The 23,310-nt window shown below is 42.3% G+C and carries 16 protein-coding genes, 2 tRNA genes and 3 rRNA genes; 16 read left to right on the forward strand and 5 right to left on the reverse strand.

Annotation, left to right across the window (positions count from 1 at the left end; all coding sequences use genetic code 11):
* The first annotated feature begins 112 nt into the window (after window positions 1-112).
* From hemL to KDW99_RS05800, 11 genes are all read left to right on the forward strand, one after another.
* Window positions 113-1,396, forward strand: coding sequence for a glutamate-1-semialdehyde 2,1-aminomutase (hemL, locus tag KDW99_RS05750; RefSeq protein ID WP_255828339.1), 1,284 nt, complete (start codon window positions 113-115; stop codon window positions 1,394-1,396).
* A gap of 29 nt (window positions 1,397-1,425) precedes the next feature.
* Window positions 1,426-2,196: a CDP-diacylglycerol--serine O-phosphatidyltransferase gene (pssA, locus tag KDW99_RS05755; RefSeq protein ID WP_255828340.1), complete on the forward strand. Its 771-nt coding sequence runs from the start codon at window positions 1,426-1,428 to the stop codon at window positions 2,194-2,196.
* A 101-nt stretch (window positions 2,197-2,297) separates the two neighbouring features.
* Window positions 2,298-3,290, forward strand: a complete 993-nt coding sequence (gene msrP, locus KDW99_RS05760; protein WP_255828341.1) for a protein-methionine-sulfoxide reductase catalytic subunit MsrP — start codon at window positions 2,298-2,300, stop codon at window positions 3,288-3,290.
* Between the two features lies 1 nt (window position 3,291).
* On the forward strand, window positions 3,292-3,897 hold the full coding sequence (locus KDW99_RS05765; RefSeq protein WP_255828342.1) for a sulfite oxidase heme-binding subunit YedZ: 606 nt from the start codon (window positions 3,292-3,294) through the stop codon (window positions 3,895-3,897).
* Between the two features lie 337 nt (window positions 3,898-4,234).
* Window positions 4,235-5,774: ribosomal RNA gene (locus KDW99_RS05770) — 16S ribosomal RNA — on the forward strand.
* 94 nt (window positions 5,775-5,868) lie between these two features.
* Window positions 5,869-5,945: transfer RNA gene (locus KDW99_RS05775), tRNA-Ile, on the forward strand.
* A 134-nt stretch (window positions 5,946-6,079) separates the two neighbouring features.
* A tRNA-Ala gene (locus KDW99_RS05780) sits at window positions 6,080-6,155 on the forward strand.
* 272 nt (window positions 6,156-6,427) lie between these two features.
* Window positions 6,428-9,326: ribosomal RNA gene (locus KDW99_RS05785) — 23S ribosomal RNA — on the forward strand.
* Window positions 9,327-9,527: 201 nt separating this feature from the next.
* Window positions 9,528-9,642, forward strand: a 5S ribosomal RNA gene (rrf, locus tag KDW99_RS05790).
* Together the 16S, 23S and 5S rRNA genes with 2 tRNA genes alongside form the textbook arrangement of a ribosomal RNA operon.
* Window positions 9,643-10,159: 517 nt before the next feature.
* On the forward strand, window positions 10,160-10,645 hold the full coding sequence (locus KDW99_RS05795) for a DUF3015 domain-containing protein (RefSeq protein ID WP_255828343.1): 486 nt from the start codon (window positions 10,160-10,162) through the stop codon (window positions 10,643-10,645).
* Window positions 10,646-10,763: 118 nt separating this feature from the next.
* Window positions 10,764-12,641: an Lnb N-terminal periplasmic domain-containing protein gene (locus KDW99_RS05800; protein WP_255828344.1), complete on the forward strand. Its 1,878-nt coding sequence runs from the start codon at window positions 10,764-10,766 to the stop codon at window positions 12,639-12,641.
* 47 nt (window positions 12,642-12,688) lie between these two features.
* Here KDW99_RS05800 and KDW99_RS05805 read toward each other — a convergent pair whose 3' ends face one another.
* Entirely contained in the window at window positions 12,689-13,624 is a 936-nt protein-coding gene (locus tag KDW99_RS05805) for a LysR substrate-binding domain-containing protein (protein WP_255828345.1), read from the reverse strand.
* A 109-nt stretch (window positions 13,625-13,733) separates the two neighbouring features.
* Between KDW99_RS05805 and KDW99_RS05810 the strand changes: the two genes are divergently transcribed.
* Window positions 13,734-14,642, forward strand: coding sequence for a DMT family transporter (locus KDW99_RS05810; protein WP_255828346.1), 909 nt, complete (start codon window positions 13,734-13,736; stop codon window positions 14,640-14,642).
* Here KDW99_RS05810 and KDW99_RS05815 read toward each other — a convergent pair.
* Entirely contained in the window at window positions 14,628-15,356 is a 729-nt protein-coding gene (locus KDW99_RS05815; protein ID WP_370646884.1) for a TetR/AcrR family transcriptional regulator, read from the reverse strand. The genes KDW99_RS05810 and KDW99_RS05815 overlap by 15 nt on opposite strands.
* Here KDW99_RS05815 and KDW99_RS05820 point away from each other — a divergent pair.
* Window positions 15,348-17,369 (forward strand): NADPH-dependent 2,4-dienoyl-CoA reductase, encoded by a 2,022-nt coding sequence (locus KDW99_RS05820; protein ID WP_255828347.1) that lies wholly within the window; start codon window positions 15,348-15,350, stop codon window positions 17,367-17,369. The two genes, KDW99_RS05815 and KDW99_RS05820, sit on opposite strands and share 9 nt — an antisense overlap.
* Before the next feature lie 113 nt (window positions 17,370-17,482).
* Here the strand turns inward: KDW99_RS05820 and KDW99_RS05825 are convergent, their stop codons facing one another.
* Entirely contained in the window at window positions 17,483-17,836 is a 354-nt protein-coding gene (locus KDW99_RS05825) for a YkgJ family cysteine cluster protein (protein WP_255828348.1), read from the reverse strand.
* A 130-nt stretch (window positions 17,837-17,966) separates the two neighbouring features.
* Between KDW99_RS05825 and cls the strand changes: the two genes are divergently transcribed.
* Together cls and KDW99_RS05835 are read left to right on the forward strand one after the other, a co-directional pair.
* A complete protein-coding gene (gene cls / locus KDW99_RS05830) occupies window positions 17,967-19,421 on the forward strand; it encodes a cardiolipin synthase (RefSeq protein WP_255828349.1) in 1,455 nt (484 codons plus the stop codon).
* Between the two features lie 28 nt (window positions 19,422-19,449).
* On the forward strand, window positions 19,450-20,226 hold the full coding sequence (locus KDW99_RS05835) for an endonuclease/exonuclease/phosphatase family protein (protein WP_255828350.1): 777 nt from the start codon (window positions 19,450-19,452) through the stop codon (window positions 20,224-20,226).
* 36 nt (window positions 20,227-20,262) lie between these two features.
* Here the strand turns inward: KDW99_RS05835 and KDW99_RS05840 are convergent, their stop codons facing one another.
* Window positions 20,263-21,615 carry a DUF2254 domain-containing protein gene (locus KDW99_RS05840; RefSeq protein ID WP_255828351.1) on the reverse strand — a complete coding sequence of 451 codons (1,353 nt, stop codon included), beginning with the start codon at window positions 21,613-21,615 and terminating at the stop codon, window positions 20,263-20,265.
* A 411-nt stretch (window positions 21,616-22,026) separates the two neighbouring features.
* A complete protein-coding gene (locus tag KDW99_RS05845) occupies window positions 22,027-22,545 on the reverse strand; it encodes a hypothetical protein (RefSeq protein ID WP_255828352.1) in 519 nt (172 codons plus the stop codon).
* 271 nt (window positions 22,546-22,816) lie between these two features.
* Between KDW99_RS05845 and iscR the strand changes: the two genes are divergently transcribed.
* The gene (gene iscR, locus KDW99_RS05850; RefSeq protein WP_255828353.1) at window positions 22,817-23,305 is read left to right on the forward strand and encodes a Fe-S cluster assembly transcriptional regulator IscR; all 489 of its coding nucleotides are present in this window, start codon (window positions 22,817-22,819) and stop codon (window positions 23,303-23,305) included.
* Window positions 23,306-23,310 lie beyond the last annotated feature (5 nt).

Raw genomic sequence — 23,310 nt, forward strand, 5'->3', positions numbered from 1 at the left:
CAGATAGGAATTTACTTACTGGCTCTTGGTTAAAGTCTTTATGGTTAGCGGCGCTTTTTATGTTGAAAGTTGCTTGTTTTTGTAAATTATCAGTTATGGGATTTGAATAAATATGAGTCGTTCAGAAGATCTATACGCACGAGCCCAACACCGTATTCCTGGAGGCGTTAACTCTCCAGTACGAGCTTTTAATGGTGTGGGCGGCACTCCTATATTTTTCCAGCGTGGGGAAGGGGCTTATGTTTATGATGAAGATAAAAAACGCTACATAGATTATGTGGGGTCTTGGGGGCCAATGATTTTAGGCCACTCTCACCCCGATGTGTTGGATGCGGTTAGGCAGCAATTAGATTTTGGTTTAAGTTTTGGTGCACCGACAGAAGTTGAAATCACCATGGCGGAGAAAGTGTGTGAGCTTGTCCCTTCTATGGATATGGTGCGCATGGTGAATTCGGGTACTGAAGCGACGATGAGTGCGATACGTTTGGCTCGTGGTTACACCGGACGCGATAAAATCGTTAAGTTTGAGGGTTGCTATCATGGTCACTCAGATTCTTTGCTTGTAAAGGCTGGCTCTGGGGCATTAACCCTTGGTGTTCCAAACTCTCCTGGTGTGCCTGCCGATTTGGCGAAGCATACGATCACATTGCAATACAATGATATCGAAGAAGTGACTCGCTGCTTCGCTGAAATTGGGGATCAAATCGCTTGTATTATTGTCGAACCTGTTGCGGGTAATATGAACTGTATTTTACCTGTTGAAGGTTTCCTTGAGACACTACGTAAAGTATGTGATGAATCAGGTGCCGTTTTAATCTTTGACGAGGTGATGACTGGATTCCGTGTGGCTCTTGGTGGTGCTCAGGACCATTTTAATATTGTTCCTGATCTGACAACGCTAGGCAAAGTGATTGGCGCGGGTATGCCCGTCGGTGCCTTTGGTGGTAAGCGTGAAATCATGGAGCATATTTCTCCATTAGGCCCTGTTTACCAGGCTGGTACATTATCAGGTAACCCAGTGGCTATGGTAGCAGGCTTGGCTGTTTTGAATAAAATCAGTGAAAATGGCTTTCATCAGACATTAGGTTCTAAGGCTAATCGTCTTGTTTCTGGACTGAAAAAAGCAGCGGATGATGCCAGTGTGCCTTTCTGTGTTGTGAGTGTCGGTGGAATGTTTGGTTTCTTTTTTACTGAAGCTGACGCAGTGAAGACGTTTGCTGACGTGCAGAAGTGCGATTTAAGTAAATTTAAAGCGTTCTTCCACTACATGCTAGAAGAGGGCGTGTATTTTGCTCCTGCTGCGTTTGAGGCTGGTTTTATCTCACAGGCCCATTCAGAAGACGATATCGATTACACAATAGAAGCGGCTAAGCGTTCTTTTGCTAAGCTAGTATAAATAATTTGTGAAATAGGAAGGTTGGTAACATGTCTATTGATGATGTGAAAAAATCACCGGTTGATGAAATTGAAGACGTAGACGTTGGTGATGAAAAGAAACAGCCGCACAAGGGGGTGTACTTATTGCCTAACCTGTTTACGACGGCTGCGCTTTTTTCGGGTTTCTACTCGATTATTGCAGCAATGAATGAAAACTTTACTCATGCCGCTGTCGCTATTTTTATATCAATGGTATTTGATGGCCTAGATGGGCGTGTTGCTCGTTTGACTCATACTCAAAGTGCGTTTGGCGCTGAATATGATTCTCTTGCTGATATGGTTTCCTTTGGTATTGCGCCGGCTCTTGTTGTATTTACTTGGTCTTTGGCACCACTTGGTAAAATTGGTTGGATTGCAGCATTTATCTACGCTGTTGGTGCGGCACTTCGTCTGGCTCGATTTAATACCATGCTTGGTGTTGAAGAAAAACGTTATTTTACAGGTTTGCCGAGTCCTGCAGCAGCCGCTCTTGTTGCTGGTGTAATTTGGGCTGCTAACGATAAAGGTTTTTCAGGCGAAAGTATGGCGACACTGATGGCGTTGATCGTTCCTATTACGGGGTTATTGATGGTCAGTAATGTGAAGTACCGAAGCTTTAAAGACCTTAATTTAAAAGGGCGTGTTCCTTTTGTGGTGCTACTTATTGCTGTTTTGGTTTTGGTGTTGGTCGCATTAGAGCCTGCATTGGTATTGATGAGTGTTTTTTGCCTTTATGGTTTGTGGGGGCCGCTCGGAATTATATTTAAGCGACTTCGCTAAACAATGTGGCAAAAAAGAGCATTCTTTCTTAATTCGAGAGCTTTGCTGAACTTGTAGCATGCCCTCTTGTCAATTATTTAGATAATAGAAGGGGTCATGCTATGCTAATTTTTAATAAAAAAGCGTCTGATTGTTCTGAGTCAGAGGTAACCGATAAGTCTATTTACTTAAATCGTCGCCAATTTATGAAGGTGACGGGTGGTGTTGCTCTTGGTGTAGGTGGTATTGGGCATGTTTCTGCTGCGCTTCAAGAGGGTAACCCTTTATCTCCGCCTTCCGCTCTTAAATCTTCCTTTGCAAATATAGCTGAAACCTCCTTCGGTAAAGGCGATAAAATCTCGCCTTATGATGTTGCTACTTCATATAATAACTTTTATGAATTTGGCTATGGAAAAAGCGACCCTAAAGATAGGGCTTCTAAGTTTCAAACTACACCATGGACAATAACGGTAGAAGGTGAGGCTGGCAAAACAGGCGTATTTGATCTAGAGGATATTATCAAGGAATCAATGCTAGAAGAGCGAATTTATCGTCTTCGTTGTGTTGAGGCTTGGTCAATGGTGATTCCTTGGGTTGGGGTTTCTCTTGCTACCGTTTTAAAGAAGTTTGAACCAACGTCCAAAGCAAAATATGTTTACTTCGAGACCTTATATGACCCCAAAGAAATGCCAGGACAGCGTGGTGGCGGTTTAGATTGGCCATATAGAGAAGGATTACGTATTGATGAAGCAATGAACCCTCTCGCTTTACTTGCCGTTGGTATGTATGGAAGCATATTGCCAAATCAAAATGGTGCACCTGTTCGCTTAGTTTTGCCTTGGAAGTATGGCTTTAAAAGTATTAAGTCTATTGTGAAAATTCGTTTTGTTGAAACCATGCCTGAAACTACATGGAGTATGTTAGCTCCTAACGAATATGGTTTTTATGCCAATGTAAATCCGAATGTTGATCACCCTCGTTGGTCGCAAAAACAAGAACGACGTCTGCCTGGCGGTGTGCTTTTTCCAAATGTTATTGAGACAAAAATGTTTAATGGTTACGAGGAAGAGGTCGGGGCTTTGTATGCAGGCATGGATCTTAAAAGGTTTTATTAGAATGGCGACATTTTGGGACAGAAGAGAAAAGCCGTATATTTTAATTATATTTACCTTACCTTTTATATGGATGTTGATTTCATTGTTGATGGGGCAATACTTTCCTGACCCTGGTAAATTGCTGATGAGGCTGAGTGGTATCTGGGCATCTGTTTTTGTTGTTGCTGTGATGGCGATGACCTTGGTTGGTAAATTCAAGCATCTGAAAGTGATTAATCGCTATCGACGCTTTATCGGATTAACCGCCTTCTTTTATGGTTTGCTTCATTTTGTTATTTATTTGGTTTTGTTTGCAGGATTGAGCTGGACTTGGATAAGTTCGGATTTGGTTGAAAAGCCATATATTTATGTTGGTGTGGCTGCTTTGTCTATTATGGCTGTTTTAGCTATTACTAGCACCAAAGGAATGGTGCGTGCTTTGGGGAAAAAGTGGAAGCCTTTGCATCGTTTAATGTACCTTGCAGCTATTGGTGTTATTGCCCACCTATGGTGGCAAGTTAAAGATGACATCTCACTAGCTGTTTATTTTTCGGTTTTTTTAGTTCCCTTATTAATAGTGAAAATCCCTACGATACCAACCTATAAAAAACTTTTTAGTAAAAAATGAAAAAAGAGCTTGCGCAGAATTTTTGGGGATGTATTATACGCACCCACTGACACGGAGAACGACGCAAACAACGGTTTGCAACTTACTAAGGTAAGCAAGTTCAACGATGAATCAGACGCTCTTTAAAATAGATAATCAGATAATTTGTGTGGGCGCTCGCTGGAGGCTTCAGAAGATTGTCCAGATTGGTTTTTAACCGATTCGAGATGATCAAAAAAATTGAAGTCTTGCGAAACGTCTAACACGTCAATTCGCTTTATGTTGTTTTGTTGTTCTTCGGGACGACGAAATGATTAAGTTATTGTTAGTGTAATAGATTTTGAGTAAGCAAACTTTTTAACTGAAGAGTTTGATCATGGCTCAGATTGAACGCTGGCGGCAGGCTTAACACATGCAAGTCGAGCGGTAACAGGGGAGCTTGCTCCTGCTGACGAGCGGCGGACGGGTGAGTAACGCGTAGGAATCTGCCTAGTAGAGGGGGACAACATGTGGAAACGCATGCTAATACCGCATACGCCCTAAGGGGGAAAGGAGGGGACTCTTCGGAGCCTTCCGCTATTAGATGAGCCTGCGTAAGATTAGCTAGTTGGTAGGGTAAAGGCCTACCAAGGCGACGATCTTTAACTGGTCTGAGAGGATGGCCAGTCACACTGGGACTGAGACACGGCCCAGACTCCTACGGGAGGCAGCAGTGGGGAATATTGGACAATGGGCGGAAGCCTGATCCAGCCATGCCGCGTGTGTGAAGAAGGCCTTAGGGTTGTAAAGCACTTTCAGGGGTGAGGAAGGGTAACTGGCTAATATCCAGTTACTTTGACGTTAGCCCCAGAAGAAGCACCGGCTAACTCTGTGCCAGCAGCCGCGGTAATACAGAGGGTGCAAGCGTTAATCGGAATTACTGGGCGTAAAGCGCGCGTAGGTGGTTTGTTAAGTCGGATGTGAAATCCCAGGGCTCAACCTTGGAATGGCACCCGATACTGGCAGGCTAGAGTATGGTAGAGGGGTGTGGAATTTCCTGTGTAGCGGTGAAATGCGTAGATATAGGAAGGAACATCAGTGGCGAAGGCGACACCCTGGACTAATACTGACACTGAGGTGCGAAAGCGTGGGGAGCAAACAGGATTAGATACCCTGGTAGTCCACGCCGTAAACGATGTCTACTAGCCGTTGGGTTGTAATGACTTAGTGGCGCAGCTAACGCAATAAGTAGACCGCCTGGGGAGTACGGCCGCAAGGTTAAAACTCAAATGAATTGACGGGGGCCCGCACAAGCGGTGGAGCATGTGGTTTAATTCGACGCAACGCGAAGAACCTTACCTACTCTTGACATCCAGAGAATTCGCTAGAGATAGCTTAGTGCCTTCGGGAACTCTGAGACAGGTGCTGCATGGCTGTCGTCAGCTCGTGTTGTGAAATGTTGGGTTAAGTCCCGTAACGAGCGCAACCCTTATCCTTATTTGCCAGCACTTCGGGTGGGAACTTTAAGGAGACTGCCGGTGACAAACCGGAGGAAGGTGGGGACGACGTCAAGTCATCATGGCCCTTACGAGTAGGGCTACACACGTGCTACAATGGCGTATACAGAGGGCTGCGAACTAGCGATAGTAAGCGAATCCCAGAAAGTACGTCGTAGTCCGGATTGGAGTCTGCAACTCGACTCCATGAAGTCGGAATCGCTAGTAATCGTGAATCAGAATGTCACGGTGAATACGTTCCCGGGCCTTGTACACACCGCCCGTCACACCATGGGAGTTGATTGCTCCAGAAGTAGCTAGCTTAACCCTTCGGGGATGGCGGTTACCACGGAGTGGTCAATGACTGGGGTGAAGTCGTAACAAGGTAGCCCTAGGGGAACCTGGGGCTGGATCACCTCCTTAAACGATAGAAACCTCTGGTGAGCGTTCACACAAATTATCTGATGGTGTTTTAAACGACACAATATCTAGTTTATAAGAAGCACAGAAAGTATTTGGGTCTGTAGCTCAGTTGGTTAGAGCGCACCCCTGATAAGGGTGAGGTCGGCCGTTCAAATCGGCCCAGACCCACCAGTATATCAATAACCGCGTTATTTAAGCCCTCGTTTAGAAAGCTAAACGTCGATCTTAAAAGCCTTGTTCTTGACATTCTGGTATTTGATTGGAGATATCTTCTTTAGTCAACCAAATACGATCTAGTTAGTAATGGGGCTATAGCTCAGCTGGGAGAGCGCCTGCTTTGCACGCAGGAGGTCTGCGGTTCGATCCCGCATAGCTCCACCATTTACTGATGACAATCACTCTGTGTAAAAGATTAGAAGAGAGTTCTAAGCAAGACGCTAAACATCTTACACATTCGTGTGTTGGGTGATTTTTAGTCTCTGACTTAGTGCTTTGCACTAAACTTGCTCTTTAACAATTCGAATTTTGAAATAACGATGAATCAAGCGTTAAACCGGTGGAAGTTCACTTTAACCTAGTGACTTCTATTATCGTAAATCCAGAGAGACACAAAAGCTCTTTGGTATGTGATCCGAAACTATTTTGGGTTATATGGTCAAGTGACCAAGCGTGCACGGTGGATGCCTTGGCAGTCAGAGGCGATGAAGGACGTGGTAATCTGCGAAAAGGTTCGGGGAGTCGATAAACAGACTTTGATCCGAACATGTCCGAATGGGGAAACCCACTCTACTTGTAGAGTATCCCACAGTGAATACATAGCTGTGTGGAGGCGAACCCGGGGAACTGAAACATCTAAGTACCCGGAGGAAAAGAAATCAACCGAGATTCCCTAAGTAGCGGCGAGCGAAAGGGGATTAGCCCTTAAGTGGTTTTGGTGTTAGTAGAAGGCTCTGGAAAGTGCCGCGATAGAGGGTGATAGCCCCGTATACGAAAACACCTTAATCATGAAAACGAGTAGGACGGGACACGTGTTATCCTGTCTGAATATGGGGGGACCATCCTCCAAGGCTAAATACTCCTGACTGACCGATAGTGAACCAGTACCGTGAGGGAAAGGCGAAAAGAACCCCTGTGAGGGGAGTGAAATAGATCCTGAAACCGTGTACGTACAAGCAGTGGGAGCGGACTTGTTCCGTGACTGCGTACCTTTTGTATAATGGGTCAACGACTTATTTTCAGTAGCAAGGTTAAGCACATAGTGGAGCCGTAGGGAAACCGAGTCTTAATAGGGCGTTTAGTTGCTGGGAATAGACCCGAAACCGGGCGATCTATCCATGAGCAGGTTGAAGGTTGAGTAACATCAACTGGAGGACCGAACCCACATCCGTTGAAAAGGCTGGGGATGACTTGTGGATAGGAGTGAAAGGCTAATCAAGCTCGGAGATAGCTGGTTCTCCTCGAAAGCTATTTAGGTAGCGCCTCGTATCTCACCATTGGGGGTAGAGCACTGTTTGGGCTAGGGGGTCATCCCGACTTACCAACCCCATGCAAACTCCGAATACCAATGAGTGCAATTACGGGAGACACACGGCGGGTGCTAACGTCCGTCGTGGAAAGGGAAACAACCCAGACCGTCAGCTAAGGTCCCAAAGTTACAGTTAAGTGGGAAACGATGTGGGAAGGCTTAGACAGCTAGGAGGTTGGCTTAGAAGCAGCCATCCTTTAAAGAAAGCGTAATAGCTCACTAGTCGAGTCGGCCTGCGCGGAAGATATAACGGGGCTCAAACTGTACACCGAAGCTACGGATGCTTAATTTATTAGGCATGGTAGAGGAGCGTTCTGTAAGCCGTTGAAGGTCAAGCTGTAAGGCAGGCTGGAGGTATCAGAAGTGCGAATGTTGACATGAGTAACGATAAGGGGAGTGAAAAACTCCCCCGCCGGAAGACCAAGGTTTCCTGTCCCATGTTAATCAGGGCAGGGTGAGTCGGCCCCTAAGGCGAGGCAGAAATGCGTAGTCGATGGAAAACAGGTTAATATTCCTGTACCGATGTATATTGCGATGGAGAGACGGAGAAGGCTAGGCCAGCACAGCGATGGTTGTCTGTGTTTAAGGCGGTAGGCAAGTGACTTAGGCAAATCCGGGTCACTCTTTTAGAGAGAATGCCGAGAACTGATGACGAGCCCTCTTTTGGGCGAAGTGGTTGATGCCATGCTTCCAGGAAAAACTTCTAAGCTTCAGATATACATTGACCGTACCCCAAACCGACACAGGTGGTCAGGTAGAGAATACCAAGGCGCTTGAGAGAACTCGGGTGAAGGAACTAGGCAAAATGGTACCGTAACTTCGGGAGAAGGTACGCCGGCCGGTGTGAAGGACTTGCTCCGTAAGCACTAGTCGGTCGAAGATACCAGGTGGCTGCGACTGTTTATTAAAAACACAGCACTCTGCAAACACGAAAGTGGACGTATAGGGTGTGACGCCTGCCCGGTGCTTGAAGGTTAATTGATGGGGTTAGCGCAAGCGAAGCTCTTGATCGAAGCCCAAGTAAACGGCGGCCGTAACTATAACGGTCCTAAGGTAGCGAAATTCCTTGTCGGGTAAGTTCCGACCTGCACGAATGGCGTAACGATGGCCACACTGTCTCCACCCGAGACTCAGTGAAATTGAAATCGCAGTGAAGATGCTGTGTATCCGCGGCTAGACGGAAAGACCCCGTGAACCTTTACTATAGCTTCACAGTGAACTTTGAACCTACTTGTGTAGGATAGGTGGGAGGCTTTGAAGTGCAGACGCCAGTTTGCATGGAGCCACTCTTGAAATACCACCCTGGTATGTTTGAGGTTCTAACTCAGGTCCCTTATCGGGATCGAGGACACTGTGTGGTGGGTAGTTTGACTGGGGCGGTCTCCTCCCAAAGAGTAACGGAGGAGCACGAAGGTGTGCTCAGCATGGTCGGAAATCATGCATAGAGTGTAAAGGCAAAAGCACGCTTAACTGCGAGACAGACACGTCGAGCAGGTACGAAAGTAGGTCTTAGTGATCCGGTGGTTCTGTATGGAAGGGCCATCGCTCAACGGATAAAAGGTACTCCGGGGATAACAGGCTGATACCGCCCAAGAGTTCACATCGACGGCGGTGTTTGGCACCTCGATGTCGGCTCATCACATCCTGGGGCTGAAGCCGGTCCCAAGGGTATGGCTGTTCGCCATTTAAAGTGGTACGCGAGCTGGGTTTAGAACGTCGTGAGACAGTTCGGTCCCTATCTGCCGTGGACGTTTGAGATTTGAGAGGAGCTGCTCCTAGTACGAGAGGACCGGAGTGGACGAACCTCTGGTGTTCCGGTTGTCACGCCAGTGGCATTGCCGGGTAGCTATGTTCGGACGGGATAACCGCTGAAAGCATCTAAGCGGGAAGCCTCCCTTAAGATAAGATCTCACTGGGACATAAGTCCCCTAAAGAGCCGTTCGAGACTAGGACGTTGATAGGTTGGGTGTGTAAGTGCTGTGAGGCATTGAGCTAACCAATACTAATTGCTCGTGAGGCTTGACCATATAACACCAAAGTGGTTTTGGATGAGAAGAGTGAAAGCTCAAGATCATCAAAATGACAAAGACACATATACGATATTGAATAAGCTGGTTTATCGCTTGATACACGTTATTTCAAAATGAATTGTTAAAGATCCAAGCACGTATTCGCGTGTTTTGGTGAGACTGACACAGTCCAGCCAGAACAAAACGCAAAACGAATTGCTTGACGATCATAGAGGCGTTGAACCACCTGATCCCATCCCGAACTCAGAAGTGAAAAGCGCCATCGCCGATGGTAGTGTGGGAGATCCCATGTGAGAGTAGGTCGTCGTCAAGCTTTATATTAAGAAGGCCCTGATAGCTAACGCTGTCAGGGCTTTTTTCGTTTCGAAGAAATGGAAAATCGTCTTTGGATTAGTCTGAACACCTACGATTATTATTCCTTTGAGGTCATCTAATTATCTTTAAATTAATTGCTATGTTGTAGTTTCTTTTGGGAAGGTTGATTTTGTAAATATTTTTAGTTTAGAGATACTCTTTAATCGACTTTAGTGTTTTTATATTTGTATTATTTTCAAATCAGTCGAAGCACTGTCAACTAAAAGATCAATATTTAGTATGAAAAATATGAGTATAATTTTTCCCCAATGTTAATTTTGATTATCGATTTTTCATGATCAAAATTGTAAGTTTGATGAAAGATAAAATTTGGACGGCTTATTATTTATTTAAATGTAAGGTGTTTGTAATAATATTATAATCTTCATATACATGAGCTGTTATATATTTATAATAGTCGCTGTCTTAATTGACTGATTCATTAGAAAAGTTTTCAATTTATATAAAGGATATATATGAAAAAATTAGCATTATCACTCGTACTAGTCGGCATGTCAGCAACTTCTTTTGCAGCGGGTGGTCATGGACCAGCAGGTTGTGGTCTAGGTACTGAATATGTTTTTAAAAATGCTGATGCTTGGTATGAGCACGTAATGGCTGCAACCACAAACGGTACATCTGGTAACCAAAGCTTTGGTATGACTTCTGGAACTCTTGGTTGTGAGGATGCCAATGGCCCTCTTTCTAGTAGCGTTGCCGTTTTTATGAATGAAAATCTTGAGCCTCTAGCCGTAGACATGGCAAAAGGTGATGGCGAAACTCTTGATGCTTTTGCGACTTTGATGGGTGTACAAGCTGAAGATAAAGCAATTTTCAACGCTCAAATGAAGCAAAATTTTGATCAAATTTTTGCTTCTGCAGAAGTCACTCCTACAACTGCACATGAAGGAATTACCAATGTTATGGCTAATTCCCCAGAATTGTCTAAATACCTAGGTTAATTCTAATCGCATTTAGTCAAATAAGAGCTATGTCTATAAAGGCATAAGCTCTTATTTTTTTATCTACAAAATGGTGGCTTTTCTAAATTAATCCCACCTACTTATAAAGTAAGTTTATATGCGTTTTTTAGTTTGTTTATCGTCTGTACTATGGTGCTTTTCAGTATTCGCAACTGAGTCTAAATCTGTAGTTGTAGATGACAATGTGCTCACAGAGTTAGCACAAAGCTCTTTGTGGTTAGATTTGCTTCATTACCACCAAATAGGCGTTATTTCACCTAATGAAAGTCAGATAGATGATTCGACGTTTTTTTTATCTCCCCAGGGAATGTTTGATCCTAAAGCTGAATTGCAGGCAACATTGACTGCTTTCCAAACTTCTTTTCTAGGGGAAGATATTAATGACGCCAGCCAGTGTCGTTACCCTGCAAGACTAAGTTGGTTAAAGAAGCAGCATCTTGGTATAAGCTTTATTGAACCTACTTGCCCTGAATTCCAAGATTGGTATGGAAAATTAAATGGTGAAAGTATTTACTTAGTTTTTCCAGCTGCTTATTTAAATAGTCCTTCTTCTATGTATGGACATACGTTGTTGAGGATTAAAAAGAAAGGTAACAATTCTCCTTTATTAGATTATGCCGTAAATTATGCCGCGAATGCTGATCCAACTGATAACCAATTGGTCTTTAGTTATAAGGGGCTCACAGGTGGGTATCCCGGTGTTGTTTCAGTAACGCCTTATTATGAAAAAGTAAAAGAATACAACTTTTTAGAAAGTAGAGATATTTGGGAGTATAAGTTGGATTTAACTCAGCAGGAGGTAAATCAATTTATTCGACATGTATGGGAAGTACGTAATACCTATATGGAATATTATTTCTTTTCAGAGAATTGTTCTTATCAATTATTAGCTATGCTGGATGCTAGTAGTGAACGCTTGAATACTACGAAAAATTTTAATTACTGGGCTATACCTGCTGATACAGTAAGAGAGTTAAAAGATTCTGGTATTTTACAAGAGGTAAGTTATCGTCCATCTGTTGTTGCCCAAATGGAGCATATGTTAGAAGAGCTAACGGATGAGCAAATTGAAGAAGTAAAAGTTTTGGTGCTGAATGAGCAACTTTCATTGGACGGTTTGTATGACTTTTCTAAGAATGAGCAGGCACAGATTCTTGAGGTTGCTTATCAATATAGTCGTTATTTGTCAGCTAGACAGAAGTCCACTTTGGCTTATTTGAATACGCGTTCTATTAAGCTCCTTTCGCTGCGCAGTAAATACGACACTACTGACGTGTTTATACCGATTCAAACTCCTGAGGTTAGGGATGATGAAGGTCATAAAACACAGCGTCTTGGGATCACTCTAGGAGAGACTGAGGGCGATGCTTTTTCTCTGCTTGAGTATCGACCATCCTACCATGACTTATTGGATGCCAAAGGAGGTTATCTTGAAGGGGCTGAACTATCTATGTTCAGTGGTAGCTTAGGTTTGAGTGAAGATGAAAGCCTTCGCATTGAAGAAATATCTTTTATCAATATTCGCTCGTTAGCACCTTCTAATGCACTGGTTACACCTAAGTCTTGGCAAATAAACGCTTCTTTAGTCAGAGATTTTGTTATTGAGGATGCTTTGGTATTTCGTCTAAAGGGGGGGGCAGGTGTTACCGAGAAATTGTCGAATCATTTATTCTCTATACTCATTAATGGTAGTGCTTCTGCTAGTAAAAAGTATCAAGACATCTATCAGAAAAAATATAAAGTCCAGGTTGGGCCTCAGTTACAATGGCTTTATTCAGGTGATACTCATCGCTTAATGGTTTCTTATGAGTACTTTGATGATATTGATCACCATGCAAAATCTCTCGAAATAGGTAAGATTGAATGGTCTTATTTAATCGATATTGATTGGCAAGTTCGCGCGAAGCTACAACAACAAAAGCAAGATGATTTAAAGCAAAATACAGCTCAGCTATCACTACTGCATTATTTTTAGTTGATTTAGATAGAGGCTATATTGAAATTAACCTGGGTAATAAAATTCTAGTTAATAAGATGTTTAGCCTCTTTTTTTAACCATCCTTTTAAAGATCTTATAGCTTCTTCATCTTTTCTGCTTTCTTTATATGCTATATAAAAGTTGTCACCTGTTTTAAATGCACTACAGGGGAGTTTTATTAGCGCTGTTTCATCATTTTTTTCATTCATCATGTAGTCGTTAACAAGTGCTATCCCCAGCGAGTGTTTAGCAGCTTCATAAGCGAGCATAAGGTGGCTGAATCGGTGGAATTGAATGCCTTCTGGAAGAAGAAGGCTTAAATTTGCAAACCAACGTTTCCAGTCTTCTGTGTGTCGATCATAGATGCTGTAAGAAGTTATAAGTGGAAATTGGGCAAGTAAGCTGGGATTCGTGTTTAATTTATTCTTCAGCTCTTGGTTCGTTATTGTCCCCAATTTATTTTTTATCGTCTCAAGGTAGCTGTGGCTACAAACGGGGAATAGCTCTTCTTGATAAAGAGATTCAAATAAAAATCCTCGCTTTTCTTTTTCTGTCGTTATAAAGAAATCAGCAGTACGATCGGAAAGGTCTGGAGTGCCATGACTCATCTCAATGCTAAGTTCTAGATTGGGATGTAAGTGTCTCAGCTCAGGAAGTCTTGGTATTAACCAATAAACAGCAAATGAGCTGTATACGGCCAGTCTAATGTTAGTTTTTTGTTGGCCTTTAATATGGTTTGTCGCTTCTTCGATTTGCAACAATGAATTGCTGATTGAGTCTAAATAATGTTTCCCTTCTTTTGTTAATTCTAGGTTTCTTCCTTGTCTATGGAAGAGGCTTTCTCCCAAGTAATTTTCTAGAATCCTTATCTGATGTGAAACTGCGCTTTGGCTGACATTGAGCTCGCTGGCTGCCTGAGAAAAGCTGTTTAGTCTAGCGACGGCTTCGAAGACGGGAAGGGACTTTAGCGGAGGTAGCATATTATTTATCCAAATAACTAATACTTAACTTAAATATATCACTTTATCTAATGATGTGAACTAATTAAGCTGAGGGAAATATAGCAATAAGTGTCTTTGGAGAAGAGTTGTGTCGGGTCGAACAGTAAGTAGCGCTATTTTAATTCTTGTATTAGGGAGTTTTTTTGCCACCCTATGTGATGTCTTTATTAAGATGGCCGGTGCGGATGTTGCCATTTTTCAATTTACTTTTTTTCGTGCTGTTTGTATGTGTCTGATTCTGTGCCCAATTGCTGTCATGAAATACTTACGCTCACCTAAAGCAGCAGCAAGATTAGGTCTAAAGTTGCATTTTCTTCGAGGAAATCTGTGGGTTTTAGGTGCTGTTCTCCTTGTTATTTCATTGTCTGAGCTATCATTGGCGACAGCGAATGCTGTGTTTTATGCTGCGCCTATTTTTATTATGCTGTTTGGTGCTTTTTTCTATAAAGAACGTTTGAGTGTAGATGTTGTGCTCGCTGTTGTGTTGGGCTTTATTGGTATTTTGGTGATTCTAAGGCCGACTGAGGTGACGTTTGCCATGATTAGTGCGATTCTTTTTGCGGTTGTTCTGGCGGCAAATAGCTTATTGATTAAAAAAATACCTCAAGAACAAAGTATGTTTTATGGTTTATTTGTGACCCAGCTTTTTGCGTTACCTATGGTTAGTGGGCTAGCAATTTGGGAGGGTGAAAAGTTTGAATTTGAAGTTTTGATCTACGCTGCTTTATCATCGGTTTGTTCTATCTTATACAGTGTTTCTTGCTTAGTTGGTTATCGTTATGTGGCGTCAAGTAAAGTCACTAGCGCTGAGTATTCAGGTTTGATTTTTGCCTTCTTGTTAGGGTGGTGGATCTTTGGTGATACACCGGACTTGGGTGTTTTCCTAGGGTCGATTTTTGTAATTACGCCGTTACTGTACTTAAGTCACCGGGATATTAGGCGACTACGTAAAGAGCAATTATTATCGAATACTCGGTCTAATTTAGGTGCTGGTTGAGCAAAGGTTCTTAATCATTTGCTCAACCATATCTGACAAATCTTCCTTATCTAGGTAGATTCCATCAATAAACAACCGAGCTAGTCCGTGAAGGCTGGCCCAGGTTGTTTGTCCTATTCTTAGTGGTGTGTTGTTATTTGGCAGTATGTTTTGCTCTTGTAATTCTTCTACCCAATCGATCCATGCTTTAAAGGTTTGTTTAGAAGCCGCCTTGAGTGAGTCGCTTGGATTGCCGGCTTTCCACAGTGCCCTACCATACATAAGATCGTAGGTTTCATTATGTTGAAGTGCATAATCTAAATATGCGTGAACATATTTACTGAAACCTTCTTCAGCGGTGTTTTTTTGTGCTCTTAAAACTTTGAGTATTTTTTCTTGTTCACAAAAGCCTTGCTCTGCCAGTGCGCAAAGCAATGCATTCTTATCTTTGAAGTGATGATAAGGCGCTGTTCTTGAAACACCAACGGTGTCTGCAAGTTTGCGCATACTAAGACTTTCGACGCCTTTTTCTTTGATGATTAAAGAAGCGGATTCAAGTAAAGATTTAGTGAGATCACCGTGGTGATATTGTGTTTTTAATGTCGACATGGGCCGATTAGATACTTCTATCTTGACAATGTCAAAATGAAAACCTATCTTGACAGTGTCAAAATTGCATGCGGGCAGCAGCAATTTAAAAAATAATAAACAAAGCGAGTCATGATTATGAGCCATTCAACCTATCCAAATTTATTTGAACCGTTAGATCTAGGATTTACTCAGCTAAAAAATCGAGTATTAATGGGATCTATGCATTTAGGTTTAGAAGAGGTAAAGGGCGGAGTAGAGAGAATGGCTGTCTTTTATGCAGAACGTGCTCGTGGCGGAGTAGGACTGATCGTTACTGGTGGCATAGCACCTAACTCTGAAGGTGCTGTTTACGCGGGGGCTGCAAAAATGGCGTCCGAAGAGGATGTAGAGAAGCACCGAATCATTACTGATGCAGTTCATGTAGAAGGAGGAAAGATATGCATGCAAATCTTGCATACGGGGCGCTATGCTTATAACCCCAAGTTAGTTGCACCGTCAGCTTTGCAAGCACCTATTAACCCTTTTAAGCCTGAGGCATTGACGCCTGAAGGTATTGAAAAGCAAATTGCTGATTTTATCAACGCCGCTGTTTTAGCGAAAAAAGCCGGTTATGACGGCGTTGAAGTGATGGGGTCAGAAGGTTATTTGCTAAATCAATTTATTGCCGCTCGAACCAACCAACGTGAGGACGAGTGGGGCGGAGAATACGACCATCGCATTAAGTTACCGACAGAGATAGTCAGACGAATTCGAGAAGCAGTTGGTCGTGATTTTATTATTATCTACCGATTGTCTATGTTGGACCTTGTTGAAGGAGGGAGTGACCTTGAAGAAGTGGTGAAACTTGGCCTTGCTATCGAAAAAGCAGGCGCAAGTATCATTAGTACAGGGATTGGTTGGCACGAAGCGAGAGTGCCGACGATTGCTACCAAAGTGCCACGAGCGGCATTTACTTGGGTAACCGCAGAGCTGCGTAAATCCTTGACTGTTCCTTTGGTTACTTCTAACCGAATTAATACGCCTGAAGTGGCAGAGCAAGTGCTGGCTCGTGGTGATGCGGATATTGTCTCTATGGCGAGGCCTTTCCTTGCCGATCCTGAATTTGTGGTAAAAGCGGAGCAAAACCGCGGCGATGAAATTAATACCTGCATTGCCTGTAACCAAGCCTGTTTAGATCATGTTTTTGATCAAAAAATGACATCCTGTTTGGTTAACCCAAGAGCGTGTCATGAGACAGAGATTGTTATTACACCAGTTGATTCTCCTAAGCGTATTGCTGTTGTGGGGGCTGGACCTGCAGGTTTAGCTTTTGCAACCACGGCAGCTAGGCGCGGTCATATTGTTACCTTATATGATGCAGGTAATGAAGTTGGTGGACAATTTAATATTGCCAAACGAATCCCGGGTAAAGGTGAGTTCTATGAAACTTTGCGCTATTTTTCACGTCAGGTTGAACTAACTGGTGTTAATCTTCAGTTGAATACCCGAGTAGATGGCGACCTTCTAAAAAAAGAGAGTTTTGATGAAGTGGTACTGGCAACGGGGATCTTACCTAGAACGCCTGAGATTGAAGGGGTAGAACATCAAAAAGTACTAAGTTACTTAGAGGTGATGAATGGCAAACCAGTTGGCAAGCGTGTGGCTGTCATTGGTGCTGGCGGTATTGGTTTCGATATCAGTGAGTACTTAATGCATTCAACAGCTCATAAAGAGCAAAAAATTGCAGACTTCATGTCTCAATGGGGCGTTGATATGAGTTTTTCAGCTCGTGGTGGCGTGGAAGGTGTTAAGCCTGTTTTTGCAAAAGCAGAGCGAGAGATCTTTTTATTACAGCGTAAGAAAAGCAAGGTAGGTGCTAATTTAGGTAAAACGACAGGTTGGATTCATCGTACCGAATTGTCGAAAAAAGGTGTTGTCTTTTTGTCAGACTGTGATTATCAACGTATTGATGACGAAGGGCTGCATTTAACAGTAAATGGCGAAGCTCGTTGTCTTGATGTCGATACGATTGTTGTATGCGCGGGACAAGAGCCAAATCGATTGTTAGAAGCTGAAATTGGTCACACAGTACATTTTATTGGTGGAGCGGATGTGGCTTCAGAGCTGGATGCGAAACGGGCTATTAAACAGGGGACTTTGTTGGCTTGTTCTTTGTAATGATGGGGCCTTTGCACAACATCTGCTCGTGCCAATAGAGTATTAAAAATACCCAGAGAGTGATGATTGAAAATATTGATTCATCGCTCTCGTTATTCATTGGGTATGAATATTTATACTAAGACTTGTCTGGTTCTGGCTATGTAGTGATGGACCTGATCCTCAATTTCAGCATCGACCATGGTTTCTGGTCCGCAATCATTGGGGCAAGCCATTTTAGGTGTTGTGCCGAAAAGTCGGCAAATTAATGGGCGTTCGTCGTAGACTTCGCAGCCATTTGGCCCTAAGTGAACACAATTTAGCTCTTCTAAAGCTGCTTCATGTTCGGCATCGGATTTAATGGGCAGACGTAACATTTCTTCCGAAGAGGCTGTGACAGGCCCGCAACAATCGTGACAACCTGATTTGCATTTAAAGGCTGGAATTCGCTCTCGCAGTCGAGCAATTATGTCTCGGTCATTCGTCATTTTTTGCCTTAATACCTCGTAAGATTTCTGAAAATCACTTTATCTCATTGATTATTGGTGTAACTTATCACATATGAAATAGTTGATAAAAGTAGCGGGTATTGATGGCATATTATTAGAGTGGGAGTTTATGCAGGTATTAGAGACATTATTTGAATGGATTAGCTTTCACTGGGTAACTATTATTGTAGTGTTGCATATTGGTTTGTCTGTGGTGGCCTCTTTGCATGTGCTACTGTTCAAAGAGAATGAACGTACTTCTCTTGCTTGGATAGGTCTAGTGATATTTTCGCCTGTGTTAGGCAGCCTGTTTTACTGGTTATTTGGTATCAACCGCATTAGGCGCATAGCAAAGAGAGAACACCCTCACAGTCTTAAGCAAGACTTTCGATATAAAGAGGATTGTATTGCCTTTCACGGCTTACCTAAACATTGGCACTCTTCTATTACTGCAGGATACGCTCTCCATCCAGTGCATTATGTTGATGAGAATAGTGTTGAGCTTCTGGTGAACGGTGATAATGCTTATCCAGCGATGATTAAATCCATTCAATCGGCAAAGCAACATATTGTTTTATCGAGTTATATTTTTGATTACGACTCGCTCGGACGACAATTTGTTAATGCTTTAGCTCAAGCAAAGCTGCGAGGGGTGGTCGTTCATGTTTTATTAGATGGAATAGGTGTTGGGTATAGTTGGCGTAAATCCGATAGAGCATTAAAGAGTCGAGGCGTGAGAACAGCGCAATTTTTACCTGCCATTTCACTGACAGGCATTCGTTTCATTAATTTGAGAAACCATAGAAAAATACTCTGTGTCGATGGTGAAGAAGCTTATATTGGTGGTATGAACATCAGTAAAAATAACCAAGTAAACTCTGCTAAACATCCGATTGATGATGTTCATTTTAGAGTGACGGGTCCCGTTATTGACCAGATTAGCCAAGTGTTTATAGAGGACTGGTTTTTTGCCACAAGGGAATTGATTCAATTTCCTACTTATAAAGCAATTGCTTTGAAATCGAAAGTTGGTAACAAGGTTGTTTCCCGAGTCATTCAAGATGGCCCAGATGAGCATCATAATAGAATACGCTGGACATTAATTAATGCGCTAGTCTACGCGCAGAAAAGCGTCCGGATCATTACGCCTTATTTTATTCCAGATCAGACATTGATGACGTCTCTTCATGCAGCTGCCTTGCGTGGCGTATCTGTAGAAATTATTGTGCCCGAACACAGTAATATTCTTTTCGTTGATTGGGTGATGGAAGCAAATTACTCCAGAATCATAGAGCATGGGATAAAGATATTTAAAAACAAGAGACCGTTTGATCACAGTAAAATCGTTCTTATCGATGATATTTGGTCATTCATAGGATCTACTAATTGGGACGCAAGAAGCTTGGAATTTAACTTCGAAATCAATTTAGAGTGTTTTGACACTGGCCTAAATACGCAGCTTACAGAGCTGTTTGAGAAGAAGAAATTTAATGCTGAGCAAGTATTAGAAGAAGATATGAGTAAACTACCTATCTTTAAAAAAGTCCGTAATAACTTGTTTCGTTTGTTTTCTCCATATTTGTGATTGATTCGTATTTGTTGGGGCCACCTTTATGATCAAAAGTCGATATAGCGCTGTTGAGTCGCTAAAAGTAATGGGGAGTGCCTCTAAAGCGTTTATGGGGCCAAATATCAAAGTATTACTGTGGAACGTGTTCAAATGTAAACGAAAGGGTTGGCAGAATGATTTTATTTCTCTGACTGACGATAAAGATTTAATTCTGCTACAAGAGGCTATTTTAAACTCACCTTTCGATGCTCTTTTTAATCAATCTACACAACATCAGTGGATTATGGCGAGCAGCTTTAGGAACGTAAAATCTAATATTGAAACGGGTGTTAAGACAGGGTCAAGGGTTTTGGCAAGCCAGCATTTTTTTTCGGCTTCAGCCCATAGTGAGCCTGTGACTAACACTAAAAAAATGGTGTTAGCGACTGAGTACCCTCTAGTAAGTTTGTCCGGGGCTTCCATTGAGCAGTCGTTGCTCGTTATTAATACTCATATGATCAACTTTGTTTCCTTTGCGAAGTTCAGTGCGCATTTGGATCAGGCTTTTCAAGCACTAGAGCACCATAACGGGCCAATATTATTCGCAGGTGATTTTAATACTTGGAATAAAAAAAGAATGCAGTATTTTGATAAGTTGGCCATGTCATGTTCATTAGAAGAAGTGCAGATTAAGCGACAGCCAAGACTCGGTCACTTATTTCGTCACCTTGATCATATCTATTGCCGTGGATTGAGTGTTGTTGATGTACATGTACATACAGAGGTTTATTCTTCTGATCATTATCCAATCAGCTTGTCTCTTTGTCTCATGGAGGATTAGCTTACTTTGAAAACTAGTCTAAATTGCTGGCGGCTTTTATGCTTCCTCTAATCGCTTGCTTAAGGTTTGTAGACGGGTGGATATTTCTTTTTTATCTAAATCTACTAAGTCCTGTTGTTCTAATTCGTGTTCAATCATGAGCTTTTGATGATAAATGAAAGACCAGTGAGTTGCATGATTTGCTTGTTCGGCAATACGAATTAACCCATCTAATTGGCGCAGTTGTACTGCTAAGCATGTTCGTGAATACTGGCGAATTTGATCAAAGGCAATGTTGGCAAGATTTTCAAACGATGTTGTTTTGTAGATCACTCTTTCTGTTCCATTGTCATCATAAGTAAGACCTTCAGGGAAGTTCTTTTGAGTCAGGTCACAAACGGCGGCTGTCAGTTTATCAATGCAGGCGATCGCCGAGTACGGGTCGTTGATACCAGGAGATAGCGCCCTTAGGGCAATCTCAACCAGTTGGTGAACGGCAAACTCTGGATCTTGTATTGGAGTGCGTTTTGGACCTAGGGTAAAGCATTCGTGTAGTGTTTGCTTATCTTCTTCTGAAAACTGTTTTATGTCACTCGTCATAACTACCATACGATTTACGATAAAATCCCCTGGGTTGACAGAGATATTCAGGTGACCATCTAGTTTCGTCATTAAGCTGGTTAGGCTTGCGTAATTAATGACTTGAATATAGCCACATGAGTGGCTTTTGAACTCAAACTGTTTGTCGCTGCTTTTTGTATCCTTGGTGGTTTTATACTGATTAGTCTTGTCTGAGGTATTGGTGTCTTCTTCCTCTTTTTGCTGTTTAAAAATCTGATTTATGCTGTATTGCAGCTCTTGATAAACATTGTCTATGACACTGTCAGATTGCAGATTTAGAGACACATGGTGAATAAAATAGATGAGTAGAAGAATGCCGAATAGCGTCATTGCTATTGCACCAGCAATCGTTAAGCCTGGAAGGAATGCTCCATTGGAAAAATCATCCGTCGTTCGTACAAGAATCAAGCAATAGACAAACAAGGATATGAAGACACCGAGTACTATTTGAGTACTGGAGTCTTCCATAAAGTTACGTATTAGTCTCGGTCCAAATTGGGAGGAGGCGTTAGTAAGCGCTACTATGGTGATGGAAAACGTGATACTAACGACTGTCATGACACTAGCGGCAACCGTCGTGAGAAGGTCGCGAGTTATGCCTGCATCGGCATGGTATAAAAAGCTTAGCCAAATGACAGTGTTTAGGTTGGTGTATAAATCAATAAACAACAGAGACACACAGCCTAAAATAGTGAGGGACAGAATCAGGCAGGGTGTGAACCAGAAGCTGGTTTTGACTATGTCATATACTTTTAAGATTTTAGTGTTCTTCATCGTAGAGAATAGCAAGAGTATATCCTTCTCGATTGTTGAAAGTTAAGGAAGGTGTGAATAAGTCTACTAAACCTCAGTCTTTCAGAGAAATCGTCAAATAAGGCGCGACTTTGAAGGAATGTAGGTACCTTTCAAAGAGTCGCAACGACATGTGGCCTGTTATTTTTAATAGTAAGCTCTGACAGACCCGTATGACTACATGGATGTAGGTAATTAGGGCAATGCAGGAGCAATTGCCGAGGGCATGGTCTAAAAGCCTGTATTCTTTGTTGAGCACCTCGAAAATAGAACCACTATTCACATTCGACACTCGCCTCGAACAACAGGCTTTTATCTACATGCTGATTCCTACATGGATGTAGATTATTAGGGTAATGCAGGAGCAATTACCGAGACAAGAGGACTTGTTTGCACCTTCCTTAACGGCTACTGACTTTTTTCGTTTGGTTCACCCGTCTTTAGTAGTTTCAGTAAGTCCTCTCTTTCCAGGCTACCTTTTAATGCCAAATCCAGCTGATATTGATATTCGTCATTCCAGTCAGTAGTTCGTGGGCTAAGTGCAGACAGGTCTCTCATAGCCGATTTCATGACTTTTAAATAAGACTGAATATTTTGTTCTTGATCTATCAAAATATTTTTTAATGCTGTTGCGCTGCTGTGTCTTAGATAAAGCTTAAGAACATCATTTTGCTCTTCAATTGCTTCTATTTTGGCATCTTGTTTGGAGAGTGTTTGCTCAACATTTGAGAGTAGAGTGCTTTGTTGCGTTATTTTTTCCGCGAACTGAGTCTCTTCCGGCGAAGGTTGCAGGAGAAAGTAAGTAATGCCAGAAGATGCACCAACACTAAAAATAAAGCATAGGAAAAAAGCGATAATCAGCATTATAGGCTTTTTTTTGGGCGCTTCTTCCTGAAGGTTTTTATCATCAATAGGTTTTGATGGCATGGTGTTTCCTTTTTGTTCTACTCATTGAGGTTAATAGTGTGCTTGTTTGCGTGAAAAGGACAAGGCTTTTGTTACTGAAGGCTTTCCCAACATGGTAGTACTGCTTTTTAAACTCATTCAACAGTTTAGTTTTTTCTTTGGTGCACGTAAAATACGCCACAGTTATTGGGTGTGAGTAATAACCGACTAAAATAGTCAGGTAAATACTTGATCAAAACAGTAGGTTTTGTGTACTATTTACCCTCAGTGAATAATTTTAATTGGATAGCTTATGCGCCTGACAACAAAAGGTCGTTATGCGGTAACCGCCATGCTTGATCTGGCATTACACTCAGATCAAGGGCCAGTGTCTTTGTCTGATATTTCGAGTCGACAAGGGATATCGTTATCTTATCTTGAACAACTGTTTTCCAAGCTTCGTAAAAAATCATTGGTAAACAGTGTGAGAGGCCCAGGTGGTGGATACCGTTTGAGTCGTCCGAATAATGAGATTTTTGTTGCACAAATAGTCGACGCAGTTAATGAATCTGTCGACGCAACAGGTTGTAAAGGGCGAAGTGATTGCCAAAGTGGTAGCACTTGTCTTACCCACCATTTGTGGTGCGATTTAAGCGATCAAATACACGATTTTTTAAATCAAATTAGTTTAGAGCAGTTAGTACGTCGAAATGATGTGCGCCAAGTTGCAGAACGGCAAGAATTCGAAAGCCGACAACGTTGTCTTGTAGATGACAAAATTAGTGCGGCCATTGTTGATTAAATAGA

Source organism: Marinomonas rhizomae, assembly GCF_024397855.1.
Taxonomy (GTDB): domain Bacteria; phylum Pseudomonadota; class Gammaproteobacteria; order Pseudomonadales; family Marinomonadaceae; genus Marinomonas; species Marinomonas rhizomae_A.

Excerpts from the sequence above, each read along its gene's own strand:
- cls (WP_255828349.1), top strand. The coding sequence starts at position 17,967 with ATGCAGGTATTAGAGACATTATTTGAATGGATTAGCTTTCACTGGGTA.
- KDW99_RS05815 (WP_370646884.1), bottom strand. The coding sequence starts at position 15,356 with ATGGCTCATAATCATGACTCGCTTTGTTTATTATTTTTTAAATTGCTG.
- msrP (WP_255828341.1), top strand. The coding sequence starts at position 2,298 with ATGCTAATTTTTAATAAAAAAGCGTCTGATTGTTCTGAGTCAGAGGTA.
- hemL (WP_255828339.1), top strand. The coding sequence starts at position 113 with ATGAGTCGTTCAGAAGATCTATACGCACGAGCCCAACACCGTATTCCT.
- KDW99_RS05805 (WP_255828345.1), bottom strand. The coding sequence starts at position 13,624 with ATGCTACCTCCGCTAAAGTCCCTTCCCGTCTTCGAAGCCGTCGCTAGA.
- KDW99_RS05835 (WP_255828350.1), top strand. The coding sequence starts at position 19,450 with ATGATCAAAAGTCGATATAGCGCTGTTGAGTCGCTAAAAGTAATGGGG.
- iscR (WP_255828353.1), top strand. The coding sequence starts at position 22,817 with ATGCGCCTGACAACAAAAGGTCGTTATGCGGTAACCGCCATGCTTGAT.
- KDW99_RS05765 (WP_255828342.1), top strand. The coding sequence starts at position 3,292 with ATGGCGACATTTTGGGACAGAAGAGAAAAGCCGTATATTTTAATTATA.
- KDW99_RS05800 (WP_255828344.1), top strand. The coding sequence starts at position 10,764 with ATGCGTTTTTTAGTTTGTTTATCGTCTGTACTATGGTGCTTTTCAGTA.
- KDW99_RS05825 (WP_255828348.1), bottom strand. The coding sequence starts at position 17,836 with ATGACGAATGACCGAGACATAATTGCTCGACTGCGAGAGCGAATTCCA.
- KDW99_RS05795 (WP_255828343.1), top strand. The coding sequence starts at position 10,160 with ATGAAAAAATTAGCATTATCACTCGTACTAGTCGGCATGTCAGCAACT.
- pssA (WP_255828340.1), top strand. The coding sequence starts at position 1,426 with ATGTCTATTGATGATGTGAAAAAATCACCGGTTGATGAAATTGAAGAC.
- KDW99_RS05845 (WP_255828352.1), bottom strand. The coding sequence starts at position 22,545 with ATGCCATCAAAACCTATTGATGATAAAAACCTTCAGGAAGAAGCGCCC.
- KDW99_RS05820 (WP_255828347.1), top strand. The coding sequence starts at position 15,348 with ATGAGCCATTCAACCTATCCAAATTTATTTGAACCGTTAGATCTAGGA.